Genomic DNA, 14,794 nt, shown 5'->3' on the forward strand with positions numbered 1-14,794 from the left:
AGGAATAGTATGGCGTTATATAATTTTTCGTTTGGCTCCAATATGTCATCTAATCGTTTATTGGCACGTTTGCCTAATGCAAAACGTGTGGGTACGGCGCTTTTAAAAGGCTATAAGTTAACCTTTAATATGGCCTTTGCTGATGGTTCAGGTAAATGCACTATTGTGCCCACCAACGAACCCGATGCAGTTGTATATGGGGTGGTGTATCAGCTTAATGAGGCCGAAAAAGAGATCTTAGATAAAATTGAAGGCCCTAATTACGACTGTGTTGATTTAACCGTGAGCCTTTTAGATGACGATGACATTAATGTGCACTGCTACATAGCAAACACACATGACGACACACTGCTACCTTATGACTGGTACGTGCAGCATGTATATCGTGGTGCGCTTGAGGCCGGTGTGCCAGAGCATTATAGTCAACGTATTTTAGCTTATCCTAGTAAGCAAGATACGAATAAAGCGCGCGCCGACATAGAATTTGCGGTTCATCAAGATTAAACAAAAATAATAACCTAAGGTAACACTATGAGACTAACAAAATTAGCCACAGCCGCATTATTGGTTGGCTGGACGTTCACGAGCTCTGCAGCGGTTGATACCGATAAAATTTCAGAGGTGATCAACGCTTCAATGACGCGTTTTGATGTACCCGGAATGGCCGTTGCTATTGTTGAAAATGACAAAGTAGTATTTGCTAAAGGCTTTGGTGTTGCCAACCTCAATACTAATAGCAAGGTGAATAAAGACACTTTATTTGGCATTGCTTCAAATACCAAGGCATTTACCAGTGCAGCACTGGCTAAGCTGGTGGATGAAGGCAAATTAAGCTGGGATGATCGCGTAATTGATCACCTACCCGAATTTAGATTGCATGACCCATACGTTACCCGTGAAATGCGAATTCGCGATTTGCTAAGCCATCGCAGTGGGTTAGGGCTTGGTCAAGGCGATTTAATGATTTGGCCAAGTACTGATAAATCGGTAGCCGATATTTTATCGGGGCTGAAATATTTAAAACCTGCGAGCAGTTTTCGTAGCCAATATGCTTACAACAATCTAATGTTTGTTACCGCTGGTGAAGTTGTTGCCCGTATATCGGGGATGAGCTGGAACGACTACATTGAAAAAAATATTTTACAGCCGCTCAATATGAGCAACTCACGGGCTGGCTTTTCGCGTATCGCTAAAAATAACAAAAACTGGGCAATTGGGCACATCCCAATGGACGGTAAATTGCATCCCTTTTTTGTTAATTACCTTGAAGACTTCAGAGGCGCAGGAGCCATTGCATCAAGCGTAAATGATATGAGCCAATGGCTACGTACTCAACTTGCTGGTGGCAAAATGCCTAATGGCGAGCAGCTATTTAGTGAAAAGCAGCAAGCACAAATGTGGCACCCACATATTACCTCACTAGCATCTAAAAGTGCTTATGAAGCGTACCATCAACAATTTAGAGGTTATGGGTTGGGCTGGAGTATAGAAGATTACCACGGCGTTAAGAAGCTGGCACATGGTGGTGGTATTTTAGGTATGGTCTCGCAGGTTACTCTTTTGCCAGAGAAAAATGTGGGAATTGTGATATTAAGCAACCAACAAGCGTTTTCTGCATTATCGGCGGTGACTCATGAAGTACTTGAAGATGTACTAGAGCTTGAAGATAAAGACTGGGTTGAAGATTTAGCTAAAAAGCACTTTGCAGGTAAAGAAAAAGCCTATGCTAACGCGGCTCCATCAGTGCCTGCAGATATCCAGCCGGCATTGCCAACCATTAATTACACCGGTACTTTGCATGATGATTGGTATGGCGATGTAATAATTGAAGAGTTAGATGGTAAATTACGCATTGATTTTACCCATACAAAGCGCCTCAAAGGTGAGTTGGAGCATTACACAGGTAATACCTTTATTGTTAAATGGGATGAAAAGCTATTAGAGGCAGATGCCTTTATTCGTTTTTCTATGAGTGCAGATAACCGTGTAGAATCGGCGAAAATGAACGCAGTTTCAACGCAGGTGACCGATTTTAGCTTTGATTTTAGAAATCTTGATTTAAAAGCTAAATAACCAGAACCTTGGTTAAATAGTCGTTTAGTATCAACCAAAGTCGCAAAGCCACCCTCAGGTGGCTTTGTTATACTCGTTAAGCAACTTATTTTTGGAGTTAGCTATGCGCACTGCGATTATTTCTCACCCCCACTGCCGTAAACATAAAATGATTGACGATCATCCAGAGTGCCCTGAGCGTTTGGATGCGATAAACGACCGTCTACTTGCAAGTGGGCTGGATGTCGCTATCGAGCAGAAACAGGCACCTAAGGCCTCGCGTGAGCACTATTTATTGGCGCATAGTGAACAACACATCAAGCATGTAGAAAGTATGATCCCAACCGAAGGGCTTAGCGATTTGGACGGCGATACCTGGTTATGCCCCGATTCATTGAAAGCAATTGAGCGTGCAGTAGGTGCAGGGTTACTCGCTGTTGATGAGGTTTTAGAGGGTAAGTTAGACGCTGCATTTTGCTCAGTGCGCCCGCCAGGGCATCACGCTAACCGAGATAGCTCTTCTGGTTTTTGTGTGTTTAACAACCTTGCGATTGCGGTTAAATATGCACAAAGCAAAGGGGTGAAACGCATTGCCATTATCGATTTTGATGTACACCATGGCAATGGCACGCAAGATATTTTTATGGATGATGAAAATGTGTTGCTGTGCTCGTTATTTCAATATCCATTTTATCCAAATACCGCCATTAAAAATAACGCCACGTTGGTAAATTCACCTTTGCCTATTGCTAGTGATGGTAATGATTTAAAAGCGCTTTATGAGCAGCAGTGGCTACCAAAATTAACAGAATTTGAGCCTGAGCTACTTTTTATAAGTGCAGGGTTTGATGCGCACCTTGAAGATGATATGGCCAGTTTAAAGTTTGTCGAAAGTGATTATATATGGCTTACTGAGCAGTTAGCGCAATTTAGCCAACAACATAGTTGCTTAGGTATTATCTCTTACCTAGAGGGAGGATACTCACTGTCTGCCCTCGGGCGCAGCGCGATTGCACACGTTAAAGCCTTAGTTGATTTCGGCGAGTAACCTAAATGCCTGATCAGGAGTAAGCTGCTCTATTTTACTGAGGCAACATTGTCCTTCTTTTGCTAAATATTCCTTTACCAATTGCGCTAATTGTATTGCACTGAGTGCATTATGCGCATCGCCATTTAAACCTTGATAGCCACTTACCTTATCTAAAATAACCACGTTTTTCTGCTCATTCACGTCCATAGTATAAATAAAATCATGTAACTCATCTGCATGCTCTAATAGCTCAATCTCATTATTATAAATAATAATTAATGGGTAACTGATGCTCATATATTGTCCTAAATCAAATTGTCATTTACTGAATAATTTATAATCGTGCATTGGTTTAATTTTGGAAGTAAAAGCAATGCCCCACACTAGCCGCTATCAAAAAGTATGCGATGTTTTTACCAATAAGGTGATCGCCTGTACCAAGGATACCCCTTTAATTGAAGCGGTGAAACTAATGCGTGCGCACAATGTTAGCGCTATTTTTGTTAAACATCAGCAGCAAATAGTGGGGGTGTGGACTGAAACTGATTGCTTAACGCTTAACTTTTCTGATCAGACTCTTAGACAGGTAATGATTGAGAAAGTGATGTCGAGCCCGGTATTGAGTGTACCCAGTCAGCAATTATTAACCGACACCGCCATGGTGTTTAATAAGCATGGCGTAAGACACTTACTGGTAACCGATGCCAATGATAACCCAAGCGGGGTGATTAGTATTACTGATATTGTGAGTAATCAAGGATTAGAGCATTACCTGCAATTTAGACCGATAAACGAGCAATATAATAAAAATATTAGGGTAGTCCCAAGTTCATTAGCCATCAATGATGCAGTTAACTTAATGCGTGAACACGCCGAGAAAGTTGTTTTAGTATTTAATGAAGATGAAAATATCCATGGCATTATTACCCAGCGAGATTTACTAAAACTCATCACCGAGCAGCATAATCATCTTGTTTGTTGGGATTTGGCGAGCCGTCCTCTGTATAAAATAAGCCCACAAGACAGCCTTTTTGATGCTTACAGGTTGATGTCTGAAAGTAGCATTCGGCATTTAGTGGTGAGCGAAAATAATCAAATTAACGGCGTATTATCACTTGAAAACTTAATTAATGAAATTGAAACCGCTTATTGTTGTGAGCTTGAAAAGGTACTTCAGCAGCGTGATATTGCACTGCAGCACTCACAGCGTAATTTATTTTTAGCCAATAAAATTATCGACTCCTCCCTAGATGGCATCATGATCACCGACTCGAATGGAGTGATTATGCAAGTAAATCCTGCATTTACTCATTTAACCGGCTACAAAGAATATGAGGTGATAGGAAAGCGGCCTAATATGTTGAGTTCAGGACGTCATGATAAAAACTTTTATATAAAAATGTGGGATTCACTGACTAAAACAGGCGTATGGCAGGGGGAAATTCATAACCGTAAAAAATCTGGCGATATTTATATTGAGTGGCTCAGTATTATAGAAATAAAAGAGCCAAGTCATAGTGATGTTACTTATGCCGCTATTTTTAGTGACATAACAGAGCGAAAGAGTGCAGAAGAAAAAGTAGTGCAGCTAGCATATTTTGATGAACTAACCGGTTTACCTAATCGGCGCTTATTTAACGATAGGCTCTCTATGGCCCTAGCCTCTGCTCACAGAGATAAACAAATGCTAGCGGTAATGTTTATTGACCTTGACCGTTTTAAAGAGGTAAATGACAGCTTGGGCCATAACGCCGGTGATACCTTATTAAAATTAGTCTCTGAGCGCATTATTAACACCCTTAATGAGGGGGATACACTGGCACGATTAGGGGGAGATGAGTTTATTGTTTTGTGTGAGGTTGAAAGCGTAGCAGCTGTTATCAGACTTGCAGAGGGTATTTTAAATCACTTAAATACCCCCTTTAAATTGGAAGGGTTTGAAGTGGGTGTTACCGCCTCTATAGGTGCAGCGGTTTATCCAGATGATGGCTTAGACAGTGAAACATTATTAAAGCATGCTGATATTGCCATGTATCGCTCAAAAGATGTGGGGCGTAATTCGTTTCAGTTGTTTCAACCCTCAATGAATGCCCGCTCCCTTGAGCGCTTAGCGATGATGAGCCGCTTTCAACATGCGCTTGAAAATGATGAGTTTGAGCTTCATTTTCAGCCTAAACAGTGTTTAAAAACAGGGGCGATTATGGGGGCTGAAGCACTACTGCGTTGGCAAGACCCTGATTTAGGCACTATTTCGCCAGCGCAGTTTATCCCGCTTGCTGAAGAGTTAGGTTTAGTTGTTCGTCTCGATTTATGGGTTATTAACCAAGCCGGTAAGGAGTTAACTCTTTGGCAAGCACAAGGAATGAACCCCGGACGTTTAGCGATTAATGTATCTGCTTGCCACCTAAGCCAAGGTAAGCTAGCTGATAACATTAAGGCCATGCTTACTCGCTATCAATTACCTGGGAGTTTACTTGAAATAGAGCTGACCGAAAGTAGCTTTATAGGTTCTTTTTCACAGGCAAAAGAACAGTTACAACAGCTTAAAACGTTAGGTGTACATATTGCGCTTGATGATTTTGGCACGGGGTATTCGGCATTAAGCTATTTAACCAAACTGCCCTTTAACACGTTAAAAATTGATGCCAGTTTTATTGCTAAAATTCCTGATGAATACGGCAATAGCCAAATTGTGGCGGCTATTATAGCCATGGCGACAAGTTTAGGGTTAGATGTGGTTGCTGAGGGAGTTGAGCATGCCTCGCAAGAGACACACTTAGCAACAATAGGCTGCAATATTATTCAGGGTTACCATTATTGCTATCCATTAACACGACAGCAATGGATAGCATTTTATAACCAAGCAGCAAAAGGTTATTCTGAGTCTACGCTCACTTCATAAGACGTGAATTTTCGAATATTAATCACACCGGTATCAAAAATTAAGTACTGACCTTTTATACCTTGTAAAATACCGCTAACAACAGGGTTTTTATCAAAGTTAAATGAGCTAATTTTAGTTGGGTATTCACTAACTGGAAAATCAAGGTTTACTACGTCTTCATCAAGTTGTTCAATGGCGGTTGCGCCAAACAGCTCACTCAGCTCTGTAAGCTTTTCGCTTATTTGTGGAATAAGTTCGGCGGCTGCTGCTTTTAAATCAAGCGTGTCGTTTTGTCCTTTAAGCATATTACGCCAATTGGTTTTATCAGCAATAAACTGTGCCAGCGCTACTTCAACTAAGCCCGATTGCAAACGAGTCTGCACTTTAAAAATAGGTAAGGCTTGGGTTGCCCCTTGGTCAATCCAACGGGTAGGAATTTGTGTATGGCGAGTAATACCTACTTTTAATCCTGAGGTATTTGCTAGGTAAACATAATGCGGGATCATGCAATTTTCTTCGCCCCACTCTGGCTCGCGACAGGTGCCTTGGTCGTAATGGCAGGTTTCCGGTTTCATGATACACATATCGCAACTGGCAAGTTTGCGCATACACACAAAGCAGTGCCCTTGAGAATAGCTTTTTTTGGTTTTTTTACCACAGTTAGAGCACAAAATTGTGCCACTAAAAGTAAGAGTCAGCTGTTTGCCAATTAAGGCATTTAAATCAACCAGTTTATCACCTATAGGTAGGTGGTATTGAACCGGGTCTGTTAAGCTCGACTTTAATTTACGCAGTGTACCTTGCATCTTTTCTTGGCCCCAAAGATGTTAAAAAGGGGAGTTTAACATTTTTAGGCTGTATTGGCTTTTTAAGAAGTCTAAATAATTATCATAAGAGAGTGCTTTGGCATACAGGTAGCCTTGAGTACGGTCGGCGTTCATAGTTGTAAGTAGCTGATGAACCTCTTGAGTCTCTACGCCCTCAATCGTGATAGTTAGGCCCAGATTATGTGCCATATCTATGGCTGTTTGCACAATAACCTGATGCGCACGGTTATCAGTTAAATCAAACACGAATGACTTATCTACTTTAAGTTCGCTAAAGTGATAGTTAACCAAGTAGCTAAGCGATGAATAACCAGTGCCAAAGTCGTCCAGTACTACTTTAACGCCCAAAGTAGCAAGCTCATCAACTAAGGTGACTAATGCATCTTGATTTTCGACAAAAGCAGACTCAGTCAGTTCAAACTTTAATAAGTGAGGAGCAACCTGATACTTAATCAAAATATTCTCTACTTTTTCGGTCAAATTAGTAATGGCTAGATTTTTTGCACTTAAATTAATACTAATACTATGATTGCTTATGCCATCGGATGCCAGCTTTGCAATGTCTTTACAGGCTTGTTCAATAACCCAAATTGTTAATTCATTAATAATACCAGTGTGTTCGGCGAGTATAATTAGCTTTTCTATCGAAATGTTTTTAAAGTCAGCATCGGGCCAGCGTAGTAGGGCTTCCGCGCCGTGTATACTGCACTCCTCTAAGCTCACTTGTGGTTGATAATAAAGGGCAAGTTGATCCTCTCTTATCGCTTGCTGTAGCTTGGCTGCAAGAGCAACGTCCATGGTAAGGTTGTCATGCGCAAGTGATGAGCTTACTTTGCTTAGGTTATGTTTAGCGTCGTGTAATGCTAAATAGCCTCGTTTTAACCAAAACTCAAAATCATCACGTTTACCGTAACCACTAATGCCAACACTGTAATTAAGTTGTAAGTCTAGACCTTTAATTTGATATGTTTTTGGTAACTTATTTAAGATCTGTTTGAGTAATTCTTCGAGCGTATGCTGACTCTGGTTTTTAGTGGAAATACAGGCAAATACGCCACTGCCTAAATCAGCAATTTTAGCTGGCTGATTAATACCACTGTTGAGATGAAAAAACTCTCGTTCAAAGCTTAATTGGCATTCAAGTTCGTGAGCAACATGTTTAATTAGCTCATACCCTTGCGAGGACGTAATAATGGTATTTAGAGAGTTAAAATGACGTATTTTCACCAAGCATAAAGTGGTAGAGCGTCGCTGGGCTTTGAGTGCCATAAAGGCATACTTTAGTTTAGCGCTATTAAGTAGCTTAGTTTGCTGGGTATGTGTTGCATGATATAGCGCTTGCTCACGCTGATAACGAATCCGATCAGCAAGTGCCATTGCCATTAGGACAATTTCACACAAAATGGCCATTAAAAAAGCATGGCGTATTGAAAAACTATAGGAAATAACGCCTGTGAGCTCTAGAGGTTGGATAGCTGCGCCAATGATTAGTGGCACCCACGAAAATACGTAGAACTTAGCCCAACGAAAACCGCTTCTTAATTTGTTGTAAATTAAAATGAAGCAGACAATATAGAGCGATCCTAAAATCACAAAAAATATCGGTGCGGCTATATTTTCAGGAATGAAAAAACTCAATGTCCCTAGAACTAGCATCAGTCTTAATAAGCCGATGCTTAATTTATACCGCCAGCAACCGTCTTTATGATAACGTAAAAACAGTGTGCAAAAGGCGAGGGTAAAAAACGCAATGGTGTAGTTGACCACAATGACTTTTTCGTGAATAAATAACTGCCATTCAAGCGGCCATAAATAAAAGCCAAACCCCAGCACGGTGCCCATTAATGCAATAGCGCTAATAATGTAGCCAATGTAAACTAAATATACGCGGTCTTTAATACCAAAATAAAGTAATAGGTTATATAGCGAGGCCATTAATAGTACGCCAGCAAAAATTCCCCAAATGCCTGTTTGTGAGCGAACTAAGTCAACAAATACGGTATGGCGATATAAGTGAATTGGGGTTTTACTGATCCCCACTGTATCTATTTTTATGATTAATTGTTGTTTAGACTGACCATCTAGTTTAAAGCGAATATGGGGCACGCTGTACTTAAATAAAGTAAGACGCGGCTCTTTATCACCAAGCTTATAAGTGTCGAGTAGCTGGTTATTACTATTGAGCCTATATATAGTGAGGTGATCCACCATCGGATTATCAAAATGTGCCACCACATCTTCTTGTTGACTGCTTTTGTTTTCTAAATCAAGGCGTAACCAATAATTTTGCTGTTGAAAACTCCAAGGAATATCGTTAAATTTTTGCTGTATAAACTGCGCTTTATTGCTCATTACTTCTGCGAAGTTTTGTGTTTTACTCTTGTCTATGTAATATGCATGATCAAGATAAACAGGGGTTATTTTATCTATGGTATAGCGAGATGGCATCACAAAGTTTGTTGCCAATGTGCTGATAATAAAAAAGATAAAAATAAGTATTACGACCGCTATCGCATGATAGCGCAAGGTTTTAAATTCCAATATTAACCTGTGCCCTGATTGTTTTTTTATAGTGTAGCAGTAAAAAGCGCAGATAATCTGCGCTTATAAAGTTTAATGAGTAAAACTCAATAATTATTGTTCACGAGCAATTGCACGATAGGCTATATCTGTACGGTATTCCATGCCGTCCCAGCTGATTTCATCAACCAGTTTATAGGCACGTTGTTGCGCTTGTGTAACGGTATTACCTAGTGCCGTTGCACATAATACTCTACCACCGGCAGTTACTACGTTATCGCCATCTTGCTTAGTCCCTGCGTGAAAAACTTTTTCGCCTTCAGGGTAAGTTACTTTCAGGCCACTAATCGCATCGCCTTTCGGGTAGCTATCTGGGTAGCCTTTGGCAGCTAAAACAACACCTACAGCAGCGCGTGAATCAAACTCAATGGTAGTTTTATCAAGCTCTACACGGTTAGCAGCTTCAATCAGCTCAACTAAATCTGATTGCAAACGTAGCATCATAGGTTGTGTTTCAGGGTCGCCAAAACGACAGTTATATTCAATTACTTTTGGTGTGCCGGTGTCATCTATCATTAAGCCTGCATATAAAAAGCCAGTGTACGGGTGGCCTTCGCTAGCCATACCTTCTACCGTAGGGTAAATCACTTCATTCATAATGCGTTGATGAATTTCATCAGTCACTACCGGTGCCGGAGAATAAGCGCCCATACCGCCAGTATTTGGGCCAGCATCGCCATTGTAAGCACGTTTATGATCTTGGCTAGTTGCAAATGGCAGTACGTTTTCACCATCAACCATTACGATAAACGACGCTTCTTCACCTTCTAAAAACTCTTCGATGACAACGCGGCTGCCAGCTTCACCAAAGGCATTACCCGCAAGCATATCGCGAATGGCTTCTTCTGCATCGCGTTCATCCATAGCTACAATCACGCCTTTACCTGCCGCTAAACCATCGGCTTTTATAACAATCGGTGCGCCTTTCTCTTTTAAATAGGCAAGCGCAGGGTCGATTTGTTCAAACGTTTGGTAATCAGCGGTTGGGATAGCATGACGTGCTAAAAAGTCTTTAGTGAACGATTTAGACCCTTCAAGCTGGGCTGCACCTGCTGTTGGGCCAAAAATAGCTAAGCCGTGTTCACGAAACTTATCAACAACACCTAATACTAGCGGCACTTCTGGACCAACAATGGTTAGCTCAACATTATTTTGTTGTGCAAAGCTAAGTAGCCCATCAAGATCTTCAACGTTAATTGCTACGTTCTCAAGTTTTGGCTCAAGGGCTGTGCCCGCATTACCTGGAGCAACATAAACAGTGTTTACTTTTGTATTTTGAGCGGCCTTAAACGCAAGTGCGTGTTCGCGGCCGCCGCTGCCAATGACTAATACATTCATGGCGAATATCCTATTTAAAGCGGTTTTTTAAATTTCAGCGTCATACGGTCGCTTTCACCTATAGCTTTATATTTAGCGGCATCTTGCTCGCCAAGTCTAAGGCTCGGTGGAAGGGTCCATACCCCTTTAGGGTGATCGGCTGTATCAAGAGGGTTTGCATTAATATCGCTTTTTGCTTCAAGTTCAAAACCTGCTTGTTCAGCAAGTGCAATAACCACACTCTGCTTCATATAACCTGATGACTTTTGCATTTCATCGGCTTGCTCTTCGGGTAGGCGATGTTCAACTACGCCTAAAGTGCCGCCAGGTTTAAGTGCTGTATAAAATGACTTAAACGCATTGCTTGCAGCTTTTTTATCTTTACTCATGAACCAATTATGGACATTACGAAAAGTAAGTACCATATCGGCGCTACTTGCAGGAGCAATATCTAAATGAGTAGAAGGAGCAAACTCAGTAAGTTTAACGTCACTAAAGCGTGCATCTTCAGCGATTTTAGCTTTAAAACCAGCAAGAGAACGTTGGTAGTAACCTACCGATGAATCAGCAGGAAAATGCGCGGCATAATAGGTGCCTTGCTCTTTTAATGCTGGCGCTAAAATTTCACTATACCAACCACCGCCAGGCGCAATTTCTACCACAGTCATTGTTGGTTTAAAGCCAAAAAATTCGAGGGTTTCTACAGGATTACGGTATTGGTCGCGTTCACTGCTGCGCTCACTTGCTTTAACTGCATTTGTTAATGCTGAGTCGTGGCCATGGTTGTGTGCCAATGACATTGTTGAGCTTAATGACAGTGTGGCAACCAGTAGAGATTTTAGTGCAAATTTCATCGTCTAATCCTTCACATTATAATTGTTAGTCATGGTTATAGAATAAGCAGAATACGTGAATTTGATGCAAACAAAAAGAGCTAACTGAAGCAGTTAGCTCTTTAAGCGATTAATGGCGGAAATGGCGCATACCCGTAAACACCATTGCCATACCGGCTTCATCAGCGGCGGCAATTACTTCTTCATCGCGCATTGAACCACCCGGTTGAATAACCGCGGTAATACCTGCTGCGGCTGCAGCATCAATGCCATCACGGAATGGGAAAAATGCATCTGATGCCATGACTGAGCCTTTAACTTCAAGGTTTTCATCAGCGGCTTTAATACCGGCAATTTTAGCTGAGTAAACACGGCTCATTTGGCCTGCGCCAACACCAATAGTCATACCGTCGCGGGCATAAACAATGGCGTTTGATTTAACAAATTTAGCCACTTTCCAACAGAACAGTAAGTCTTTAAGTTCTTGCTCAGAAGGCTGGCGCTTAGAAACAACCGTTAAGTCGCCTTGAGTTACCATACCTAAATCACGGTCTTGAATTAGAACGCCGCCATTAACGCGTTTAATGTCATGGCCTGTGCCTTTAGCTGAAAACTCGCCACACTCTAATAAGCGAACATTCTGCTTAGCTGATACTATTTGAGCCGCTTCTGCACTTACGCTTGGTGCGATAATAACTTCAACAAATTGACGTTCAACAATCGCTTGTGCGGTGTTGGCATCAAGCTCTTGGTTAAAAGCAATGATGCCGCCAAACGCTGACGTTGGATCTGTTTTAAAAGCGCGATCGTACGCTTCTAAGATATTGTCGCCAATTGAAACACCACATGGATTAGCATGTTTTACAATAACACACGCAGGTACATCAAATTCTTTAACACACTCAAGTGCGGCATCGGTATCGGCAATATTGTTAAACGATAATGCTTTACCTTGTAGCTGAGTCGCTGTCGCCACAGACGCTTCAGTGATGTCGTTTTCAACATAAAACGCGGCATCTTGATGCGAATTTTCACCGTAACGCATATCTTGCTTTTTAGTGAATTGCATATTAATAGTACGTGGGAACTTAGTATCTTCAGCGGCTTCTTCTGTGTAATCAGGAACCATTTTACCGAAGTAGTTAGCAATCATACCGTCGTATTGCGCTGTGTGCTCATAGGCGGCAATAGCTAAATCAAAGCGGGTTTTGTAGGTGGTTGAGCCGTTATTATTTTGCATTTCGCTGATAACACGGTCGTAGTCGCTTGCGTTAACAACAATCGTCACATCTTTGTGATTTTTAGCTGCTGCACGCACCATGGTTGGGCCACCAATATCGATGTTTTCAATAGCATCTTCAAGGCTGCAGTTTTCTTGAGCGACAGTGTTCGCAAAGGGGTATAAGTTAACTACAACGATGTCGATAGCAGCAATGTTGTTATCTGCCATTACGTCTTCATCTTGACCACGACGAGCAAGGATACCGCCATGAATTTTTGGGTGAAGGGTTTTTACGCGACCATCCATGATCTCAGGGTGACCGGTGTGATCTGATACTTCAGTCACTTTAATAGCATTATCAGCAAGTAGTTTACATGTGCCGCCAGTTGAAAGTATTTCAACACCTTGTGCTTCTAGTGCACGGGCAAATTCAACAATACCGGTTTTGTCTGACACACTCAAAAGTGCGCGACGTATAGGACGATGTGTATCCATTGTAGTTTGATTTCCTCAGTTAATGAGCTAGCTTAGAAGCGCGTATTTTAACTGATTCCGACTCAAAAAACGACTTATAACGACCCATAAAGCGTGAGCATTTTGCAATTTCGTTAATAAATTTTGCATATAAAAAAAGCACCCTAAGGTGCTTTTTAAGAGCGTTTTATAAAACACTCGGTGTATTGAATCAGTAAGCGCGGTAAAGCAATTACGGCATCAATACCTTAGGTATTAGTTCATACCGTATTTTTTAAGCTTTTTACGTAAAGTACCACGGTTGATACCTAGTAAAATTGCCGCACGAGTTTGGTTACCACGTGTGTAAGTCATTACTTCTTCAAGCAATGGCGCTTCTAGCTCAGAAAGAACAAGGTCGTAAACGTCTTGCACATCTTGACCGTTAAGCTGTTTTAAGTAGTGGTGAACAGCTTTTTTTACTGCATCACGCAATGGCTGCGGTTTCTCGTGTGACTGAACATGAGGGTTTGTGATAAATGGAGAAGTCACGTTTTGTTCGAACATTATAAAGTCTCTTTCTTTCTTAGTTAGCTGCTAGTGTTTTAAAGTATTGCTCTAATGCGACGACCTGTTCTTCGGAATTGTCGAGCGCATTAAATACTCGCCTAAACTGACCGTCACTGTCATGGGTTTGCAAATACCAAGATACATGTTTGCGAGCGATTCGTGCTCCCATTGGCTCACCGTAAAACATATGGAGGTTGGTTAAATGCTCCATTAAAATACTGCGCACCTCTGCAATAGCAGGTGGCTGCATATGTTCACCAGTTCGCAAATAGTGGTCTATCTCCCTAAATATCCAAGGGCGACCTTGGGCGGCTCGACCAATCATGATGGCATCTGCACCCGTATAGTCCAAAACCTGCTTTGCTTTTTCAGGTGATGTAATATCACCATTAGCAACCACAGGTATCGACACTGAACGTTTTATATCCCTAATTGTGGCGTACTCAGCATCACCTTTGTACATACATGCGCGCGTGCGCCCATGTACAGCCAGTGATGCAATGCCATAACGTTCAGCTATTCTTGCAATCTCTACACCATTACGGTTGTCCTGATCCCATCCAGTACGGATTTTAAGTGTTACAGGTATATCAACCGCATTAACGACGGCATCAATAATCTCTTCCACGAGTTCTGGAAACTGTAATAAGGCTGAGCCTGCAAGTTTCTTGTTCACTTTTTTTGCTGGGCACCCCATATTGATATCTATGATCTGTGCACCGTTTGCAACATTGAATTGTGCGGCCTGTGCCATAAGCTCAGGGTCTGCTCCTGCAATTTGCACCGCACGTATACCCGACTCACCAGAATGATCCATTCGGTTCATCGACTTTTCGGTTTTCCAAACCTTCGGATTAGACGACAGCATTTCAGACACAGCAAGGCCAGCGCCTAAACGACGACATAACTGTCTAAATGGTCTGTCTGTTATGCCCGCCATAGGCGCGACAATGACATTATTCTCAAGTTGGTATGAACCGATACGCACGATATTCAATAGGCCTCTTTTCAAGGGGCGCTAAGTTT

Annotated in this window: 12 protein-coding genes; 4 read left to right on the forward strand and 8 right to left on the reverse strand. The window is 41.7% G+C overall.

Annotated features, from left to right (window positions below):
- Nucleotides 1–9: 9 nt before the first annotated feature.
- The 3 genes from DK924_RS00470 to DK924_RS00480 all read left to right on the forward strand — a co-directional run bounded on the left by DK924_RS00470 (nucleotide 10) and on the right by DK924_RS00480 (nucleotide 3,100).
- Nucleotides 10–504 carry a gamma-glutamylcyclotransferase family protein gene (locus DK924_RS00470; RefSeq protein WP_010391767.1) on the forward strand — a complete coding sequence of 165 codons (495 nt, stop codon included), beginning with the start codon at nucleotides 10–12 and terminating at the stop codon, nucleotides 502–504.
- 27 nt (nucleotides 505–531) lie between these two features.
- Entirely contained in the window at nucleotides 532–2,073 is a 1,542-nt protein-coding gene (locus DK924_RS00475; protein ID WP_109874075.1) for a serine hydrolase, read from the forward strand.
- A gap of 103 nt (nucleotides 2,074–2,176) precedes the next feature.
- The gene (locus DK924_RS00480; RefSeq protein WP_109874076.1) at nucleotides 2,177–3,100 is read left to right on the forward strand and encodes a histone deacetylase family protein; all 924 of its coding nucleotides are present in this window, start codon (nucleotides 2,177–2,179) and stop codon (nucleotides 3,098–3,100) included.
- Here DK924_RS00480 and DK924_RS00485 read toward each other — a convergent pair.
- On the reverse strand, nucleotides 3,080–3,379 hold the full coding sequence (locus DK924_RS00485) for a DUF4144 family protein (RefSeq protein ID WP_109874077.1): 300 nt from the start codon (nucleotides 3,377–3,379) through the stop codon (nucleotides 3,080–3,082). The two genes, DK924_RS00480 and DK924_RS00485, sit on opposite strands and share 21 nt — an antisense overlap.
- A 76-nt stretch (nucleotides 3,380–3,455) precedes the next feature.
- Here DK924_RS00485 and DK924_RS00490 point away from each other — a divergent pair, with 76 nt between their 5' ends.
- Nucleotides 3,456–5,984 carry an EAL domain-containing protein gene (locus DK924_RS00490; protein ID WP_181388736.1) on the forward strand — a complete coding sequence of 843 codons (2,529 nt, stop codon included), beginning with the start codon at nucleotides 3,456–3,458 and terminating at the stop codon, nucleotides 5,982–5,984.
- On the opposite strand, the gene DK924_RS00495 is transcribed toward DK924_RS00490, so the two are convergent.
- The 7 genes from DK924_RS00495 to dusB form a co-directional block, all read right to left on the reverse strand.
- Nucleotides 5,957–6,772, reverse strand: a complete 816-nt coding sequence (locus DK924_RS00495; protein WP_109874079.1) for a DUF2797 domain-containing protein — start codon at nucleotides 6,770–6,772, stop codon at nucleotides 5,957–5,959. The genes DK924_RS00490 and DK924_RS00495 overlap by 28 nt on opposite strands.
- Before the next feature lie 21 nt (nucleotides 6,773–6,793).
- A complete protein-coding gene (locus DK924_RS00500) occupies nucleotides 6,794–9,334 on the reverse strand; it encodes an EAL domain-containing protein (RefSeq protein ID WP_109874080.1) in 2,541 nt (846 codons plus the stop codon).
- A gap of 93 nt (nucleotides 9,335–9,427) precedes the next feature.
- Nucleotides 9,428–10,711 carry a phosphoribosylamine--glycine ligase gene (gene purD / locus DK924_RS00505; protein WP_075169884.1) on the reverse strand — a complete coding sequence of 428 codons (1,284 nt, stop codon included), beginning with the start codon at nucleotides 10,709–10,711 and terminating at the stop codon, nucleotides 9,428–9,430.
- Nucleotides 10,712–10,725: 14 nt separating this feature from the next.
- Complete coding sequence (locus DK924_RS00510) at nucleotides 10,726–11,544, reverse strand: class I SAM-dependent methyltransferase (RefSeq protein ID WP_109874081.1); 819 nt, start codon at nucleotides 11,542–11,544, stop codon at nucleotides 10,726–10,728.
- A 109-nt stretch (nucleotides 11,545–11,653) separates the two neighbouring features.
- The gene (purH, locus tag DK924_RS00515; RefSeq protein WP_109874082.1) at nucleotides 11,654–13,240 is read right to left on the reverse strand and encodes a bifunctional phosphoribosylaminoimidazolecarboxamide formyltransferase/IMP cyclohydrolase; all 1,587 of its coding nucleotides are present in this window, start codon (nucleotides 13,238–13,240) and stop codon (nucleotides 11,654–11,656) included.
- A gap of 234 nt (nucleotides 13,241–13,474) precedes the next feature.
- On the reverse strand, nucleotides 13,475–13,765 hold the full coding sequence (gene fis, locus DK924_RS00520) for a DNA-binding transcriptional regulator Fis (protein ID WP_002957804.1): 291 nt from the start codon (nucleotides 13,763–13,765) through the stop codon (nucleotides 13,475–13,477).
- A gap of 19 nt (nucleotides 13,766–13,784) precedes the next feature.
- Nucleotides 13,785–14,756, reverse strand: a complete 972-nt coding sequence (gene dusB, locus DK924_RS00525) for a tRNA dihydrouridine synthase DusB (protein WP_010391792.1) — start codon at nucleotides 14,754–14,756, stop codon at nucleotides 13,785–13,787.
- Nucleotides 14,757–14,794: the final 38 nt, after the last annotated feature.

It is taken from the genome of Pseudoalteromonas sp. meg-B1, assembly GCF_003173795.1.
In the GTDB taxonomy this organism is placed as follows: Bacteria; Pseudomonadota; Gammaproteobacteria; order Enterobacterales; family Alteromonadaceae; genus Pseudoalteromonas; species Pseudoalteromonas undina.

Bases quoted from the DNA above. Each gene is read 5' to 3' on its own strand.
- DK924_RS00495 (WP_109874079.1), bottom strand. From the start codon at position 6,772: ATGCAAGGTACACTGCGTAAATTAAAGTCGAGCTTAACAGACCCGGTT.
- DK924_RS00485 (WP_109874077.1), bottom strand. From the start codon at position 3,379: ATGAGCATCAGTTACCCATTAATTATTATTTATAATAATGAGATTGAG.
- purH (WP_109874082.1), bottom strand. From the start codon at position 13,240: ATGGATACACATCGTCCTATACGTCGCGCACTTTTGAGTGTGTCAGAC.
- DK924_RS00490 (WP_181388736.1), top strand. From the start codon at position 3,456: ATGCCCCACACTAGCCGCTATCAAAAAGTATGCGATGTTTTTACCAAT.
- DK924_RS00480 (WP_109874076.1), top strand. From the start codon at position 2,177: ATGCGCACTGCGATTATTTCTCACCCCCACTGCCGTAAACATAAAATG.
- fis (WP_002957804.1), bottom strand. From the start codon at position 13,765: ATGTTCGAACAAAACGTGACTTCTCCATTTATCACAAACCCTCATGTT.
- purD (WP_075169884.1), bottom strand. From the start codon at position 10,711: ATGAATGTATTAGTCATTGGCAGCGGCGGCCGCGAACACGCACTTGCG.
- DK924_RS00475 (WP_109874075.1), top strand. From the start codon at position 532: ATGAGACTAACAAAATTAGCCACAGCCGCATTATTGGTTGGCTGGACG.
- DK924_RS00470 (WP_010391767.1), top strand. From the start codon at position 10: ATGGCGTTATATAATTTTTCGTTTGGCTCCAATATGTCATCTAATCGT.
- DK924_RS00510 (WP_109874081.1), bottom strand. From the start codon at position 11,544: ATGAAATTTGCACTAAAATCTCTACTGGTTGCCACACTGTCATTAAGC.